The sequence below is a fragment of the Orrella sp. JC864 genome, from assembly GCF_037026685.1.
GTDB lineage: Bacteria > Pseudomonadota > Gammaproteobacteria > Burkholderiales > Burkholderiaceae_B > Orrella.
This window is the reverse complement of sequence record NZ_JBANET010000001.1, coordinates 265,191-280,303: the sequence shown is the minus strand read 5'-3', so window position 1 is coordinate 280,303 and position 15,113 is coordinate 265,191. Positions and strand designations below refer to the sequence as shown.

At 70.5% G+C, this 15,113-nt stretch carries 13 protein-coding genes; 7 read left to right on the top strand and 6 right to left on the bottom strand.

What is annotated here, in order from left to right; all coding sequences use genetic code 11:
- Positions 1 to 2: 2 nt before the first annotated feature.
- From V8Z80_RS01245 to imuA, 3 genes are read right to left on the bottom strand one after another with little or no spacing between them, the layout of a single operon-like run.
- Positions 3 to 3,224 (bottom strand): error-prone DNA polymerase, encoded by a 3,222-nt coding sequence (locus V8Z80_RS01245; protein ID WP_336060761.1) that lies wholly within the window; start codon positions 3,222 to 3,224, stop codon positions 3 to 5.
- A gap of 4 nt (positions 3,225 to 3,228) precedes the next feature.
- The gene (locus V8Z80_RS01240; RefSeq protein WP_336060760.1) at positions 3,229 to 4,764 is read right to left on the bottom strand and encodes a Y-family DNA polymerase; all 1,536 of its coding nucleotides are present in this window, start codon (positions 4,762 to 4,764) and stop codon (positions 3,229 to 3,231) included.
- Entirely contained in the window at positions 4,697 to 5,413 is a 717-nt protein-coding gene (gene imuA / locus V8Z80_RS01235; RefSeq protein ID WP_336060759.1) for a translesion DNA synthesis-associated protein ImuA, read from the bottom strand. The genes V8Z80_RS01240 and imuA overlap by 68 nt, the downstream gene beginning before the upstream one ends.
- A gap of 154 nt (positions 5,414 to 5,567) precedes the next feature.
- Between imuA and V8Z80_RS01230 the strand changes: the two genes are divergently transcribed.
- Positions 5,568 to 6,569 carry a ligase-associated DNA damage response exonuclease gene (locus tag V8Z80_RS01230; RefSeq protein ID WP_155192382.1) on the top strand — a complete coding sequence of 334 codons (1,002 nt, stop codon included), beginning with the start codon at positions 5,568 to 5,570 and terminating at the stop codon, positions 6,567 to 6,569.
- Positions 6,566 to 8,266: an ATP-dependent DNA ligase gene (locus V8Z80_RS01225; RefSeq protein ID WP_155192381.1), complete on the top strand. Its 1,701-nt coding sequence runs from the start codon at positions 6,566 to 6,568 to the stop codon at positions 8,264 to 8,266. Before V8Z80_RS01230 ends, V8Z80_RS01225 begins: the two co-directional genes overlap by 4 nt.
- Before the next feature lie 17 nt (positions 8,267 to 8,283).
- Here the strand turns inward: V8Z80_RS01225 and queD are convergent, their stop codons facing one another.
- Positions 8,284 to 8,727 (bottom strand): 6-carboxytetrahydropterin synthase QueD, encoded by a 444-nt coding sequence (gene queD / locus V8Z80_RS01220; protein ID WP_155192379.1) that lies wholly within the window; start codon positions 8,725 to 8,727, stop codon positions 8,284 to 8,286.
- Positions 8,724 to 9,356 carry a 7-carboxy-7-deazaguanine synthase gene (gene queE / locus V8Z80_RS01215; protein ID WP_155192377.1) on the bottom strand — a complete coding sequence of 211 codons (633 nt, stop codon included), beginning with the start codon at positions 9,354 to 9,356 and terminating at the stop codon, positions 8,724 to 8,726. The genes queD and queE overlap by 4 nt, the downstream gene beginning before the upstream one ends.
- A gap of 113 nt (positions 9,357 to 9,469) precedes the next feature.
- Between queE and V8Z80_RS01210 the strand changes: the two genes are divergently transcribed.
- The 5 genes from V8Z80_RS01210 (at position 9,470) to V8Z80_RS01190 (ending at position 14,483) form a co-directional block, all read left to right on the top strand.
- Positions 9,470 to 9,820 carry an ArsR/SmtB family transcription factor gene (locus tag V8Z80_RS01210; protein WP_155192376.1) on the top strand — a complete coding sequence of 117 codons (351 nt, stop codon included), beginning with the start codon at positions 9,470 to 9,472 and terminating at the stop codon, positions 9,818 to 9,820.
- A gap of 31 nt (positions 9,821 to 9,851) precedes the next feature.
- Complete coding sequence (locus V8Z80_RS01205) at positions 9,852 to 10,901, top strand: alkene reductase (protein WP_336060756.1); 1,050 nt, start codon at positions 9,852 to 9,854, stop codon at positions 10,899 to 10,901.
- A 166-nt stretch (positions 10,902 to 11,067) separates the two neighbouring features.
- Positions 11,068 to 12,399 carry an MFS transporter gene (locus tag V8Z80_RS01200; protein WP_336060755.1) on the top strand — a complete coding sequence of 444 codons (1,332 nt, stop codon included), beginning with the start codon at positions 11,068 to 11,070 and terminating at the stop codon, positions 12,397 to 12,399.
- A gap of 31 nt (positions 12,400 to 12,430) precedes the next feature.
- Positions 12,431 to 13,456: a histone deacetylase family protein gene (locus V8Z80_RS01195; RefSeq protein ID WP_155192369.1), complete on the top strand. Its 1,026-nt coding sequence runs from the start codon at positions 12,431 to 12,433 to the stop codon at positions 13,454 to 13,456.
- 58 nt (positions 13,457 to 13,514) lie between these two features.
- Positions 13,515 to 14,483, top strand: a complete 969-nt coding sequence (locus tag V8Z80_RS01190) for a LysR family transcriptional regulator (RefSeq protein ID WP_336060754.1) — start codon at positions 13,515 to 13,517, stop codon at positions 14,481 to 14,483.
- Here V8Z80_RS01190 and V8Z80_RS01185 read toward each other — a convergent pair.
- Positions 14,480 to 15,100 (bottom strand): exopolysaccharide biosynthesis protein, encoded by a 621-nt coding sequence (locus V8Z80_RS01185; RefSeq protein ID WP_336060753.1) that lies wholly within the window; start codon positions 15,098 to 15,100, stop codon positions 14,480 to 14,482. The two genes, V8Z80_RS01190 and V8Z80_RS01185, sit on opposite strands and share 4 nt — an antisense overlap.
- Between the last annotated feature and the right edge of the window lie 13 nt (positions 15,101 to 15,113).

Genomic DNA, 15,113 nt, shown 5'->3' with positions numbered 1-15,113 from the left:
CGTCACTGGAAGTCCCGGCTGCGCGGCGCCAGTTCTTCCAGCATCGGCGAGCAATCGAGCAGCCGCCCGGCGATCAGGTGCCGCACGCCGCTGTGCGTCTGCCAGACGCCGTACACCCCCAGCAATTGCGCGGCCACGGTCTCGCGCCGCTGGCGCTCCTGCAGCGCGGTGCGGATGACCACGTTCACCGGCCCGGTCTCGTCTTCCATGGTCAGGAACAGCGTGCCCTTGGCGGTGGGCGGGCGCTGGCGCACCGTGACGATGCCGCAGGCGCGCGCGATGCGGCCATCGGGATAGTCCCGCAGCTGCGCGGCGGTGGCAAAGCGCATGGCGGCCAGGCGAGGCCGCAGCAGCGCCAGCGGATGGCGCTCCAGCGTCAGGCGCATGCTGCGGTAGTCGGCCGCGATGTCCTGCATCTCGGTGGGCGGCGGCAATGCGGGCGTGCCGGCCTCGGGGCGGCTCGCCCCATGCAATAGCCCGCGTTCGGGCAGGGCGCCGGCCGCCTCCCAGCGCGCCCGGCGCCGATGGCCGGCCAGCTTGCGCAGGGCGCCGGCGGCCGCCAGGGCGTCCAGTTCGCGGCCGGTGAGACCGGCGCGCCGCGCCAGGTCGGCCGTGTCGGCGAAAGGGGCCTGGCGGCGCGCCTGCACGATGCGCCGCGCCGCCTCCTCGGACAGGCCGGCGGTCTGCAGGCCCAGCCGCACGGCCGGGCGCGGGCCGGCCGCCTGCAGGGTGCACGGCGCATCGCTTTGGCAGACATCCACGCCCCATACCTTGACCGGCAGCTGCGCATGGCGCTGGGCATCCTGCACCAGTTGCCAGGGCGCATAAAAGCCCATGGGCTGCGAGTCGAGCAGGGCGGCCAGGAAAGCCTCGGGCTCGTGGCGCTTGATCCAGGCGCTGGAATACGCCAGCTTGGCGAAGCTGGCGGCGTGGCTCTCGGGAAACCCGTATTCGCCAAAGCCTTCGATCTGGCGAAACAGGCTTTCGGCGAAGTCCTGCGCATAGCCCTTGCCCCGCAGGCCGTCGATCAGCTTCTGCCGGAATTTTTCCACGCCGCCCTTGCGTTTCCAGGCCGCCATGGAGCGGCGCAGCTGGTCGGCCTGGTCGGGCGTGAAACCGGCCGCCTCGATGGCGATCTGCATCACCTGCTCCTGGAAGATGGGCACGCCCTTGGTGCGCGCCAGCACCTTGCGGATTTCCTCGCCGGGCGGGTCGGGGTCTTCCAGCCCGTGGCGGCGGCGCAGATAGGGATGCACCATGCCGCCCTGGATGGGCCCGGGCCGCACGATGGCCACCTGCACCACCAGGTCGTAGAACTTTTCCGGACGCAGGCGCGGCAGCATGGTCATCTGCGCGCGCGACTCGATCTGGAACACGCCGATGGTGTCGGCCTTGCAGATCATGTCGTAGGTGGCCGGGTCTTCGCCGGGAATGTCCTGCAGCCCGAAAGGCCGGCCGCGCCGCCAGGCGATCCAGGCCAGCGCGCGCCGCAGCACCGTCAGCATGCCCAGCGCCAGCACGTCCACCTTCATCAGCTTGAGCGATTCGAGATCGTCCTTGTCCCACTGCACCACGCTGCGCCCGTCCATGGCGGCGTTCTCGATGGGCACCAGGCGGTTCAGCGGCCCGCGCGAGATCACGAAGCCGCCGGGGTGTTGCGAGAGATGGCGCGGAAAGCCCAGCAGCTGCTCGGCCAGCTTGGCCCATAGCGTGGCGGTGAGCGAGTCGGCCGCCAGGCCGTGGCGGGCGATGGTGTGGATCAGCGCCTTGCGCCCGTCCCACCATTGATGCTGCTTGGCCACCGCGTCGATGATGGCCTCGTCCACGCCCAGGGCGCGGCCGGTGTCGCGCAGCACGCTGCGCGGGCGGTAGCAGATGACCACCGCGGTCAGCGCGGCGCGCGCGCGGCCGTATTTTTCGTAGACGTACTGGATGACCTCTTCGCGGCGCTGGTGTTCGAAGTCGACGTCGATGTCCGGCGGCTCGTTGCGCGAGGCGCTGATGAAGCGTTCGAACAGCGTGTCGATCTCGGCCGGGTTGACCTCGGTGATGCCCAGGCAGAAGCACACCGTGGAGTTGGCCGCCGAGCCCCGGCCCTGGCACAGGATATTCTGGCTGCGGGCAAACTTGACCAGGTCGTAGACGGTAAGAAAATAGGCTTCGTACTCGAGCCCGGCGATCAGTTCGAGTTCCTTCTCGATCTGCGCCGCGATCTTGGCGGGCACGCCTTGCGGGTAGCGCCGCCGGGCGCCGGCCAGCGTTTCCTGGCGCAGGTAGGAAGCCGGCGTGTGGCCTTCGGGCACGATTTCCAGGGGGTACTGGTAGCGGATCTCGTCCAGCGAGAACGGGCAGGCCCGCGCGAGGCGCACGGTCTCGGCCAGCGCCTCGGGCGGATAATCGGCGGCCAGGCGCGCGCGCAGGCGCAGGTGCTGCTCGGCGTTGGGCGCCAGCGCGTAGCCGCATTCGGACACGGGCCGCTTCAGGCGGATGGCCGCCAGCGTGTCGTGCAGCGGCTTGCGCGCCTGCTGGTGCATCTCGACCTGGCCGGCGGCGGCCACCGGCATGCCGTGGCGGCGCGCCGCCTGGTCGACGATGCTGCGGTGCAGGTCCTCGCCGGGACGGTTCAGCAGCACCAGGCCCATGCGCGCGCGCGTGCCGAAGGTGGCGGCCGTCCAGGCCGCCTGGGCCATCAGGGTGGGCAGCGGCGCGTCCAGGGCCGGGCACAGCAGTACGAAGCAGCCGGGCAGGCCGCGCAGGTGCGCCTGGGCGGGCGGCGGATCGGCAAAGTCCGAGGGGCGCAGCAGATACTGGCCCTTGGGGCTGCGGCTGCGCGCCAGGGTGATGAGCTCGGCCAGGTTGCCATAGCCCTGGCGGGTTTGCGCCAGCGCCACCAGCACATAGGGCGGCTGGCCGTCTTCGGGCGTGACGCGCAGCTCGCTGCCCACCAGCAGCTTGAAGGCGGGCGCGGCCTCGGGCGCCAACCCGTGCTCGGCGGCCAGCTGGCGGCGCGCCTCGTTCTGGCGCTGCACCTCGGCATGGGCGCGCACCACGCCCGCCAGCGAGCATTCGTCGGTGATGGCCAAGGCTTCGTAGCCCTGGGCCGCGGCCGTATGCACGAGCTCCTCGGGATGCGAGGCGCCGCGCAGGAACGAGAAGTTGGACACGCAATAAAGCTCGGCATAGGCCGGCAGCCGGGCGGATGCGGCGGGCGATGCGGTCGTCATAAGATCAGCCGAACAGGCCGTGCAGGAACCAGCGGGCCGCCTCGAGGCGGCGCTCGCGGAAGATCCAGTAACGCGCGGCGCCCGCATCCTGGGCGATGAAGTAGTCGCGCTTGACGTAGTGGCCGCTCCACCAGCCGCTTTCGATGCGCTCGGGGCCGCGCAGCAGGGTCAGGGGCGTGCCGTAGACGGGCTTGTGCCGGTGCAGGGCCAGCGGTATGGGCTCGGCCAGCAGCCAGAACGGCCGCTCGCCGGCGGCGGGCAAGGACGCCGGGAAAGCCAGGGACGGCGGCGCGGCCGCTCCGGCAGGCCCTGGCCCGCGTCCCGAGGCAGTCCCAGGCAAGGCGGCTTGCGGCGGCAGCGGCCCCCACAGGTTGGCCTGCTCGGGGCGATGGTCGGCCCGGCCTTGCGGACCCAGCACGCCTTCGGGCCCCAGGCGCGCGCGCAGCAGGTCCAGCAGGCGGCGGTAATCCGCGGGCGCGCTGCCCGGTTCGGGAAACAGCTGGCCGCAAACGGCCGGCTGCTCGGCCAGCTCGAGCGTGCGCAGGCGCACGCCCGCCACGGGCCCGCCCCAGGGCAGCCGGCTGCAGTGTTCCTGCAAGGGGCCTTGCAGGTGCTCGTGCCGCCAGGCGGGTTCTGCCAGCGCCAGGTGCAGCGTGGTGGGCGCACGGGCGTGACGGCCGCGCTCGTGTTCGAGCTCGATGAGCAGACTGCGCACCGCCAGCCGGCTGGCGGCCAGCCACCGGTACAGGCCCTGCAGCAGGCGTTCGATGACGGCCTGCACGGCTTGCAGGTGTTCGAGCCGCTCGATCAGCTCGGCCCGCGCCTGGTAGCGCGCCGGCGGCACGAACCAGGCCAGCGCGGGCGGTCCGTCGGGCTGGTAGGCCTGGTCCAGCGCATGCAGCAGCGCCGGGCTGCTGCGCCGGGCCAGGCCGGCCCGCGGCAGCCGGCGCAATTGGCCCAGGTTGGCGCAGGCGATGCCCTCCAGCCAATCCTGCACCGCCCGCGCCTGCGGCAGCAGGGCGCAGGGCAAGGCATCGAGCCGGCGGGCCAGGGTGGCGCGCTGGAGGACATGGCGGGCGGGACGGCGGCCCGCATGGCGCGCCAGCAGCCAGGCGCCGTGGGCGGTGGGCGCCATGGCGGCGCGGGCCTGCACGCCGCAGGCGGCCACGTCGGCCTGCAGGCGGCGCAGCAGGCGGCGCGGGCCGCCGAACAGCCGCAGGCTGGCCTGCACTTCCATCAGCAGGGTGTGGTCCTCGTATTGGGCGCTGTATGGGGTATAGGCCAGCGTGGCCAGCGCCGCCTGGTCGAACAGGGCCTGCTCGGCCCGCCGGTCGCGTTCGATCAGGCAGGCTTGCGGGGCCAGCGCGTCGGCCCCGCTGCGGCGCAGGCCCGGCTCCACGCCCAGTTCGCGCGCGCCGGCGTTGGCGGCCACCACGCGGTCGCGCTCGAGCAGGGCCCAGGCGTGCGGCTCGTCAAGCCAGCGCGTGCGGCAGGCGTCCAGCATCAGCTGGTGCAGGTGCAGGCAGATCCAGAGGGGCATGGGGCAGGGGGCCGGCAAGGCCGGGCAAGCGGGTGTCCAGGTCGATGAACAGGGTTTTTTCGCAAGGCGGGCCGCGCCGCTTGAGGACGCGGGCCAGCAGCCCGCCCGCGGCCGGGGCCAGCGCCACGCGCAAGGGCGCGGCCGAAGCCAGCGCGCCCGCCTGGGGCGGGCGCACCAGCAGGCACAGCATGTCCCCGCCTTGCGCGGCCAGGTGCAGGCGGCGCAAGGCGGGCAGGGCGATGGGGTGCTGCCAGAGCAGCAGGGCGCCGCAATGGCCGTTCTTGAGCACCTGCTCGGCCGCCCACAGGGCGTCGGCGGCCGTGCGGGGGCGCAGCCACAGCAGGGGATGGTCTTGCAGCCCCCAGTGGCGCCAGGCCGCCTGGTTCGGCACGTAGGGCGGCTGGATCAGGACCACCGGCCGCTGCGGCGCCAGCCGGGCCAGGGCGGGACGCAGCAGGCGGAGCTCGCCGATGCCCGGCCGCTGGGGCAGCAGTTCGGTCAGGCTGCCCAGCGGCCAGCCGCCGCCCGGCAGTTCGGCGGCCAGCGGCGCGTGTCCGGCGGGCAGGCACGGCTGGCGCGCGGCGGACCATTGCGAGCCGCGCCACAAGGCGGGATGGATGTGCTGGGGGGATGGCGTGGGACAGACCATGGCGGCAAACCTTTATACTGTATAAATATACAGTAAATGGAATCGCCGCAAAGAGGGACGCAAGGTTACACAATCGCGCGCCGCGATACGGACGGGAACCGGCCGGCCGGCGGGGCGATGGTACGCTGGCCCGGTCCCTACTTGCCCGTCTTGCATGGACCTTGTCGTTGCCCGCCCCGAAGGCCTGTACTGCCCGCCCGGCGATTTCTACATCGATCCGTGGCGGCCGGTCGAGCGCGCCGTCATCACGCATGGCCACGGCGACCATGCCAGGCCGGGCAGCGGCCATTACCTGGGCAGCGCCGAAGGCGCCGGCATCCTGCGCGCGCGGCTGGGGCCGGTGCGCATGGATGTCCTGCGCTACGGCCAATACCTGGTGCACCGGGGCGTGCGCATCAGCCTGCATCCGGCCGGCCACGTGCTCGGGTCGGCGCAGGTACGGCTCGAATACCGCGGCCAGGTCTGGGTGGCCTCGGGCGACTACAAGCTCGAGGCCGACGGCACCTGCGCCCCTTTCGAGCCGGTGCGCTGCGATACCTTCATCACCGAATCGACCTTCGGGCTGCCCATCTACCGCTGGCAGCCGCAGGCGGTGCTGGCCGCGCAGATCAACGCGTGGTGGCATGCCAATGCCCAGGCCGGCCGCGCCTCGGTGCTGTATTGCTATGCCTTCGGCAAGGCCCAGCGCCTTTTGCACGACCTGGATCCGGCCATCGGGCCGATCGTCGCGCACGGCGCCATCGAGCCGCTGAACGCGCTCTATCGCGAGGCGGGGGTGGCGCTGCCGGACACCTTGCATCCCTCGCAGGTCAGCGATCCCGCGCTGTACCGCCGTGCCCTGGTGCTGGCCCCGCCTTCGGCCCAGGGCACGGCGTGGCTGCGCCGTTTCGGCGAGCACGCCGACGCCTTCGCCAGCGGCTGGATGCGCGTGCGCGGGGCGCGCAGGCGGCGCGGCGTGGACCGCGGCTTCGTCGTTTCGGACCATGTCGATTGGCCGGGGCTGCAGGCGGCCATCCAGGCCACCGGGGCGCAGCGGGTCTTCGTCACGCACGGCCAGGTCCCGGTACTGGTGCGCTGGCTGCAGGAGCGCGGCCTGCAAGCCGAGCGTTTCGAGACCGAATACGGCGACCAGGCGCAGGAGGCCGAAGCCCCATGAAGGCCTTTGCCGCCCTGTACGCCGAACTGGATGCGACCACCTCGAGCAAGGCCAAGCTGGCCGCGATGGTCTCGTATTTCCGCCAGGCCCCGCCCGAGGATGCGGCCTGGGCCGCTTATTTCCTGGCCGGCGGCAAGCCGCGCCAGCTGGTGCCCGCCAAGCTGCTGCGCCTGTTCGGCGCGCAGGCGGCGGGCATCGAGCCCTGGCTGTTCGAGGAAAGCTACCAGGCGGTGGGCGACCTGGCCGAAACCATCGCCTTGCTGTTTCCCGACGAGGACGCCGGCCCGCAGGCCGATACCGGGGAGCAGGGACTGGCCTTGTGGATGCGCGAGCGCCTTTTACCGCTGCGCGGCCTGCCGCCCGAGGCATGCCTGCAGGCGCTGCATGCCCTGTATGCCTTGCTGGACACCCAGGGCCGTTTCGTCTGCGGCAAGCTCATCACCGGCAGCTTTCGCGTCGGCGTCTCGCGCCTGCTGCTCACGCGCGCCCTGGCCGAAGTGGCAGGGCTCGATCCCAAGCTCGTGGCCCAACGCCTGATCGGCTATACCGACTTGCGCGCCCAGCCCGATGCCCAGGCCTACCTGGCGCTGTTCGCGCCGGTGCAGGCCGGGCAGGCCGGCCGCGGCGACGGCATGCCGTATCCCTTCTTCCTGGCCCATGCGCTGCCCTGGCCGGTGGACCAGCTCGACAGCCAGCTCGGGGCGCCCTCGCACTGGCAGGTCGAATGGAAATGGGACGGCATCCGGGCGCAGCTGGTGCGCCGCGCCGGACAGACCTGGATCTGGTCGCGCGGCGAGGAACTGGTCACCGACCGTTTTCCCGACCTGCTCGAAGAGGCGGCCCGGCTGCCCGACGGCACGGTGATCGACGGCGAGATCGTCGTGTGCAAGCAGGGCGCGGTGCAGCCTTTCGCGGCTTTGCAAAAACGCCTGGGCCGCAAGACGGTGAGCCCGCGGCTGCGGGCCGAGGCGCCGGTGGCGATGCTGGCCTACGACCTGCTCGAATGGCAGGGCGAGGATTGCCGCGCCTGGCCGCAGGCGCGCCGGCGCGGGCAGCTCGAGGCCGTGCTGCGGCAGGCCTTGCCCGGGCAGGCCGATGCCTGGCCGCCGGCCGCCGGCGGCGACACCGCGGCGCTGCGCCTGTCTGCCTTGCTGCATGGCCAGGACTGGCAGGCGCTCGATGCCTTGCGCGCCCGTTCGCGCGAGCGCGGCGTCGAGGGCATGATGCTCAAGGCGCGCCAGGCGCACTACGGCGTGGGGCGCACCAAGGACGTGGGCGTGTGGTGGAAGTGGAAGATCGATCCCTATTCCATCGATGCGGTGCTGGTCTATGCCCAGCGGGGCCACGGCCGGCGCGCCAGCCTTTATACCGATTACACCTTCGCCGTCTGGGACGGCCCGCCCGAGGCGCCCGGGCGCAAGCTGGTGCCTTTCGCCAAGGCCTATTCGGGCTTGACCGATGCCGAGATCCGCCAGGTCGACGCCATCATCCGGCGCACCACGCAGGAACGTTTCGGGCCGGTGCGCAGCGTCGTGCCCGAGCAGGTCTTCGAGCTGGGCTTCGAGGGCATCGCGCGCAGCCCGCGGCACAAGAGCGGCATCGCGGTGCGTTTCCCGCGCATCCTGCGCTGGCGCCAGGACAAGCCCGCGCACGAAGCCGACACCCTGGACAGCCTGGCGCGGCTGCTGCCGCCATGAGCACGCGTAAGCCGGCTTCAGCCCGTGCAGTCGGCCCAGCAGTTGGGCGTTTCGTACAGCCTGACGCGGGCCAGGCGCAACTGCTTGCCGTAGTGGCCTTCGTATCGCGGGGCCAGGATATCGTAGGCGATGCGCGCCAGGTTCTCGGCGGTGGGGATGCGGTCGAGCACCACGGTCTTGTGCTCCGGCAGGCTTTCCAGAAAGCCGCGCACGGCGCGGTCGCCCTCGTAGACCAGGAAGGCATGGTCCCAGGGTTCGACGATGTGGGTGTGGGCGATGGCCTTGATGTCGGCGAAGTCCATCACCATGCCGTTGTCGGACTGGCCGGGCGCATCGGCCACCACGCCTTCGAGCGTGATCTCCAGCACGTAGCGGTGCCCGTGCAGGTTGCGGCACTGGCTGCGGTGGTCGGGAATGCGGTGGCCGGCATCGAAATGCAGGCGGCGGGTGATGGAAATCATGGGATGCCTATGTATTTGTGCGTCTGCAGGCTCAGCCGCCATTGCGGATGCGCCAGGCAATACGCCACGGCTTGCTCCGTATGGGCCGCGCGCGCCGGCCCGTCCATGGGCTGCAGCCAGAAATGGCGAAAGTCCAGGCCGGCATAGGCCTGGGGCTGGGCATCGGCCTGCGGATAGACCAGCTTGAGCTCGTGCCCGGCGGTGACCGCCAGGGGCGCGGTGCTCTTGGGACTGACGCAGATCCAGTCCACGCCGGCCGGCACCGGCAGGGTGCCGTTGGTCTCGATGGCGATCTCGAAGCCCTGGGCATGCACCGCCTCGATCAGGGGCGCATCCAGCTGCAGCAGCGGCTCGCCGCCGGTAAAGACCACGTAGCGGCGCGCGCGCGCCGGGCCCCAGCAGGCGGCCAGGCGCTCGGCCAGTTGCGCCGGCGTGGCGAACTTGCCTCCGCCGGGGCCGTCGGTGCCCACGAAGTCGGTATCGCAAAAGCGGCACACGGCCTGGGCCCGGTCGCTTTCGCGCCCGCTCCAGAGATTGCAGCCGGCAAAGCGGCAGAACACCGCGGCGCGGCCCGCATGCGCGCCTTCGCCCTGCAGCGTCTTGAACAGTTCCTTGACGGCGTAAGCCATGTAGCCAGAAAAGAAAAAGGGGATAAGCCGGCATTTTACGGCCGCGCACGTCCGCCAAGACCCTGCGGCACGCAGGGTTGTATATCGGAAAATCCCGATTTAAGATGCCCGGCATGCCTGCCGATCCCGGCAGGCGCCTCGTAGCGATCCTCCGTCCGGATATCCGCGTGGACATCGACGCCATACACAAAGCCCTGGCCAATCCGGTCAGGAGACAGATCCTCAATTGGCTGAAAACGCCGGCGCAAAGCTTCGAGCCCCAGGAGCATCCCTGGGAGCTGGGCGTGTGCGCCAGCCGGATCGACCAGCGCGCCGGCCTGTCGCAATCGACGGTCTCGGGGCATCTGGCCGTCTTGCAGCGCGCAGGGCTGGTCACCTCGCAGAAGGTGGGGCAATGGGTGTTCTTCCAACGCAACGAGGCGCTGATCCAGGCTTTCCTGGAGCACAGCGCCAAGGAACTCTGAACGGGCCGCCTCCCTAGAAGGAAGTTTCCGCATGACCTCTTTGTTCGATCCCCTTGTCGTGGGCGAGCTCACGCTGCCCAACCGCGTCGTCATGGCGCCGCTGACCCGTTCGCGCGCCAGCACCGGCCGCGTGCCCAATGCGCTGATGGCGCACTACTACGCGCAGCGCGCCTCGGCCGGCCTGATCCTGTCCGAGGCCACCTCGGTCACGCCGCAAGGCGTGGGCTATGCCGATACGCCGGGCATCTGGTCGGCCGAGCAGGTGCAGGGCTGGAAAGGCGTGACCTCGGCCGTGCACGAGCAGGGCGGGCGCATTTTCCTGCAGCTCTGGCACGTGGGCCGCATCTCCGATCCGATCTTCCTGGACGGCGAGCTGCCGGTCGCGCCCAGCGCCGTCAAGCCGGCCGGGCATGTCAGCCTGGTGCGGCCGCAGCGCGAATACGTCACGCCGCGGGCCCTGCGCACCGACGAGATCCCGGCCATCGTGCAGGCCTATCGCGTGGGCGCCGAAAACGCCAAGGCGGCGGGCTTTGACGGCGTGGAGATCCACGGCGCCAACGGCTACCTGCTCGACCAGTTCCTGCAGGACAAGACCAACCTGCGCACCGATGCCTACGGCGGCAGCCTGGAGAACCGCGCCCGCCTGCTGTTCGAGGTGACCGATGCCTGCATCGACGTGTGGGGGCCGGGCCGCGTGGGCGTGCACCTGTCGCCGCGCGGCGATTCGCACGACATGGGCGATTCGGACCCGGCCGCCACCTTCACCTACGTGGCGCGCGAACTGGGACGGCGCGGCGTGGCCTTTCTGTGCGTGCGCGAATCGCTGGGCGAGAACCGCCTGGGGCCGGCGCTCAAGCAGGCCTTCGGCGGGGTCTACATCGCCAACGAGAAGTTCGACGGGCAAAGCGCGGCGCAGGTGCTGGAAAACGGCGAGGCCGACGCGGTGGCCTTCGGCAAGCTGTTCATCGCCAATCCCGACCTGCCGCGGCGCCTGCGCGAGGGCGCCGGCTTCAACCCGCCCGACACCGCCACCTTCTACCAGGGCGGCGAGCAGGGCTACGTCGATTACCCGGCGTTGTAGGATCCCATCCCCAGGCGTTCCCGCGCTTTTCCTGGAGGGCGGCGCCCGCGGGCGGCAGATAAATTTGATGAATATGCAGAATTAGAAATCATCATTTTTCTTATGGGGCCAAGCCGGCTTATAAACCTCGCCCATACACCAACTGACTCTCAGCGAGGACCGCCACATGTCCAGGGGAAATCCGGACCCGCGCATGCACCAGCCGGTGCGCGCCTCCACCGCCGCCTTCGTCGGCACCATGATCGAATGGTATGACTTCTACATCTACGCCACGGCCGCCGCCCTGGTGTTCGGCAAGCTGTTCTTCCCGCAGGTGGACGGCTTCTACGGCACATTGGCCGCCTTCGGCACCTTTGCCGTAGGGTTTTTCGCCCGCCCGCTGGGCGGGGCGGTGTTCGGCCACATCGGCGATCGCATCGGCCGCAAGAAATCGCTGGTCATCACGCTGCTGATGATGGGCGTGGCCACCGTGCTGATCGGCCTTTTGCCCACCTACCAGACCATCGGCGTCTGGGCGCCTGTGCTGCTGGTGGTGCTGCGCTTCATCCAGGGCATTGCCGTGGGCGGCGAGTGGGGCGGGGCGGTGCTGATGGCCGGCGAGCATTCGCCCGACCAGAAGCGGCGCACCTTCTTCGCTTCCTTCGCGCAGCTGGGCAGCCCGGCCGGCCTGATCCTGTCCATGGTGATGTTCAAGCTGGTGACGGCCCTGCCCGACGAGGACTTCCTGTCCTGGGGCTGGCGCATTCCCTTCCTGTTCAGCGCCGTGATGCTGGTGATCGGCTTTGCCATCCGCGTCAGCGTCAAGGAGTCGCCCGACTTCCTGAAGGAGCAGGAGCGCCGCCTGCAGCAGGCCAAGGCGGCGCAGCCGCCGCTGTGGGAAGTGCTGCGCGGCGCGCCCGGGCTGCTGGCCATGGCGGTGTGCGCCAACGTGCTGGGCATCGCGGGCTTTTACTTCACCAATACCTTCATGATCGCCTATACCACCAGCTACCTGGGCATGGACCGCGCGCTGATCCTGAACTGCCTGCTGATCGTCTCGATCATGCAGTTCTTCATCACGCCGCTGTCGGCCTACGTGGCCGAGCGGGTGGGCGTGCACCGCTTCCTGGTCGCGGCCGCCGCCTTCTCGGTGGCCACGCCCTACGCCATGTTCACGCTGGTGGACCAGGGCTCGCTGACCAGCGTGGTGCTGGGCGTGGGCCTGGCGGTGGCCGGCCTGGGCGCCTTCTATGCGGTGATCGCAGGCTACGTCAGCGACAGCTTCCCGACCCGGATCCGTTATACCGGGATCTCGATGGCCTACCAGCTCAGCGGCGCGATCTTCGGCGGGCTGACGCCCATCGTCGGCACCATCCTGGCCGAGCAGTACAAGGGACAATGGTGGCCGCTGGCGCTGCTGTTCAGCGCGATTTCGCTGATTTCGCTGGTGTCGGTCATGGGCCTGCGCCGCCCCCGCGAGCGGGTGATGGCCGCCCAGGCCGATCCCCACGCCGCCTGATGCCGCAACCGACAGACAGCAAGAGGACCCCTTGAAGACCTACTACCATCCCGACCAGCGCCTGCACCATCCGCGCACCTATTTCTCGCGCGGCAAGATGCGCGCCCCGCAGGAGCTGCCCCAGCGCCTGGACGCGCTGCTGCAGGCCATGCAGGAGCTGGGCTATCCCGTGCAGACGCCACCGGACGCGGGCGCCGGCGCGATCTCGGCCGTGCATGCCATCGACTACCTGCGCTTTCTGCAGAACGCCCACGCCGACTGGATGGCGCTGGGCCAGGACTGGGGCGAGGAAGTCATGTCCAACGTGTTCGTGCGCGAACCCAACGCGCTGCGCGGGGTGCTGGCCCAGGCCGGGCGCTACCTGGCCGACGGCAGCGCGCCCATCGGCCCGGATACCTGGAAGGCCGTGTACGCGGCCGCCCAGTGCGCCATCGCCGGGGCCGACGCGCTGCTGGCCGGCGAGCGCCAGGCCTATGCGCTGTGCCGCCCGCCCGGCCATCACGCGCGCCGCGACGCGGCCGGCGGCTTCTGCTACCTGAACAACGCCGCCATCGCGGCCGAGCGCCTGCGCCAGCGCTACGGGCGCGTGGCCATCCTGGACACCGACATGCATCATGGCCAGGGCATCCAGGAGATCTTCTACGAGCGCAGCGACGTGTTCTACGTGTCGATCCACGGCGACCCCACCAACTTCTATCCCGTGGTGGCCGGCTTCGAGGACGAGCGCGGCGCCGGACCGGGCCTGGGCTACAACCTGAACCTGCCCATGCCGCACGGCTCGGACGAGGCGGTGTTCTTCGACCAGCTCGAGCAGGCCCGCCGCGCGCTGGCGCTGTACCAGCCGGACGTGCTGGTGCTGTCGCTGGGCTTTGACATCTTCGAGAAGGACCCGCAGGCCAAGGTGGCGGTGGGCGAGGGCGGCTTCGCCAGGCTGGGCGCCATCGTCGGCGGCATGCAGCTGCCCACGCTGATCGTGCAGGAAGGCGGCTACTACATCGAAGGGCTGGGCGCCCTGGCCAGGCAGTTCTTCGGCGGATTCGACCAGGCCCGGGCCTGAGGCGTGCGCGCCGGCGGGTTTTGCTAAGCTGGCTGCTTTGCCAGACACCGCACCTTGCATGGAGCGCCCGCCGTCCGCACCGCCTTCGTCCAGCCACGCCCGCCAGCGCATGGACTGGAACCTGCTGCGCACCTTCCTGTTCGTGGTGCAGGAGCGCGGGGTGGGCCGGGCCGCCGCCGTGCTGCACCTGAGCCAGCCGGCCGTCAGCCAGGCCTTGCGGCGCCTGGAGGAAAGCGTGGGCGGCCAGCTGCTGGTGCGGCGCCATGGCGAGTTCCGGCTGACCCCGCTGGGCGAGGACGTCTACGCCATCGCCTGCGAGGTCTACGGCACGGTGGCGCGCATCGACGCGGTGGCCGCCGGCCACCAGGACGAGGTCGCCGGACCGCTGCGGCTGCTGGTCATGAGCCGCATCCACAGCCTGCCCTACGACGAGTTCCTGGCCGACTTCCACCGCCGCCATCCCCGCATCGAGTTCCAGGTCGAGGTCATGCCCAGTTCGGCCATCCTCGATGCCCTGGCCAAGCGCCAGCCGGGGCTGGGCATTTGCCTGTGCCGCAAGCCCGTCGAAGGGCTGAACCGCCGGCTGTTCATGCGCCAGCGCTACGTCGTGGTGTGCGGGCGGCACCACCCCCTGTTCTCGCGCGGCCAGGTCAGCCTGCACGCGCTGCAGGACCAGGATTTCGTGCGCTTTGCCAGCGACCAGATCGGCGATACGCTCTCGCCGCTGACCATCTTCCGCGACCAGCGCGGCTTTACCGGCCGCATCGTCGGCACCTCGTCCAACATCGAGGAGATCCGCCGCATGGTGATCGCCGGCATGGGCCTGAGCTGGCTGCCCGAGCACATGATCGTGCGCGACATCGAGGCGCAGCTGCTGCGCCGCCTGCCGCCGGACGAGGGCGTGGCCGAGATCGACGTGTTCTTCGTCTGGAACGCCCAGCGCAAGCTGACCGCGCCCGAGGCGGCGTTTCGCAGCGCCTTCGAGGCCTTTCTGCGGCGCACGCCGCTGGCCTCGCGGGCCTTCTAGCCCTTGCCCAGGCTGGCAAGCAGCAGATAGCCGGCCCCGGCCGACAGCGCCAGGCCCACCGACACCAGCACGCCGTCGCGGCTGGTCAGGCCCAGGCCGAACAGCGCGATGGCGGCCATCGGCGCGCTGCTGGCAAAAGGCACCAGTTCCAGGAAAGGCACGGTCAGGCATAGCGCCAGGCAAATCGCCCCGATCGCCATGCGAAAGGGCTTGCGCGTCAGTTCCATCCAGCGCGGCTGGATGTAGCGGTCGATCCAGTCGGCCGCCGGGCGGATCTTGCGCATGCCGCGCGCCAGCTTCTGGCCCTGCACGGCGCGGTGTTCGATGAAGCCGGGCAGCCACAGGTGCTTGCGCCCGCACAGGATCTGCGCCGAGAAAATCGCCAGCACCAGCGCGATGGCGGTCGGCACGCCGGGCACGGCCCCCAGGGGGCTGATCTCCAGCAGGGCCGGAATGGTCAGGAAAGGGCCCACGCTGCGCTCGCCGACGCTTTCGCGGATGTCGCCCACGCTGACGTGCCGATGGGCCTGGCCTAGCTCGCTCAGTGCATCGAGCATGTCCGCCAGGTCGTGCTGGTGCGCTTGCCGTTCCTGTTCCAGCTCCTGCCGTGCCGTCACGTGCCTTTCCTTG

What these genes read in the sequence shown, in the direction of transcription:
- V8Z80_RS01245 (WP_336060761.1), bottom strand. Translation starts at nt 3,224, where the DNA reads ATGACGACCGCATCGCCCGCCGCATCCGCCCGGCTGCCGGCCTATGCC.
- V8Z80_RS01240 (WP_336060760.1), bottom strand. Translation starts at nt 4,764, where the DNA reads ATGCCCCTCTGGATCTGCCTGCACCTGCACCAGCTGATGCTGGACGCC.
- imuA (WP_336060759.1), bottom strand. Translation starts at nt 5,413, where the DNA reads ATGGTCTGTCCCACGCCATCCCCCCAGCACATCCATCCCGCCTTGTGG.
- V8Z80_RS01230 (WP_155192382.1), top strand. Translation starts at nt 5,568, where the DNA reads ATGGACCTTGTCGTTGCCCGCCCCGAAGGCCTGTACTGCCCGCCCGGC.
- V8Z80_RS01225 (WP_155192381.1), top strand. Translation starts at nt 6,566, where the DNA reads ATGAAGGCCTTTGCCGCCCTGTACGCCGAACTGGATGCGACCACCTCG.
- queD (WP_155192379.1), bottom strand. Translation starts at nt 8,727, where the DNA reads ATGATTTCCATCACCCGCCGCCTGCATTTCGATGCCGGCCACCGCATT.
- queE (WP_155192377.1), bottom strand. Translation starts at nt 9,356, where the DNA reads ATGGCTTACGCCGTCAAGGAACTGTTCAAGACGCTGCAGGGCGAAGGC.
- V8Z80_RS01210 (WP_155192376.1), top strand. Translation starts at nt 9,470, where the DNA reads ATGCCTGCCGATCCCGGCAGGCGCCTCGTAGCGATCCTCCGTCCGGAT.
- V8Z80_RS01205 (WP_336060756.1), top strand. Translation starts at nt 9,852, where the DNA reads ATGACCTCTTTGTTCGATCCCCTTGTCGTGGGCGAGCTCACGCTGCCC.
- V8Z80_RS01200 (WP_336060755.1), top strand. Translation starts at nt 11,068, where the DNA reads ATGTCCAGGGGAAATCCGGACCCGCGCATGCACCAGCCGGTGCGCGCC.
- V8Z80_RS01190 (WP_336060754.1), top strand. Translation starts at nt 13,515, where the DNA reads ATGGAGCGCCCGCCGTCCGCACCGCCTTCGTCCAGCCACGCCCGCCAG.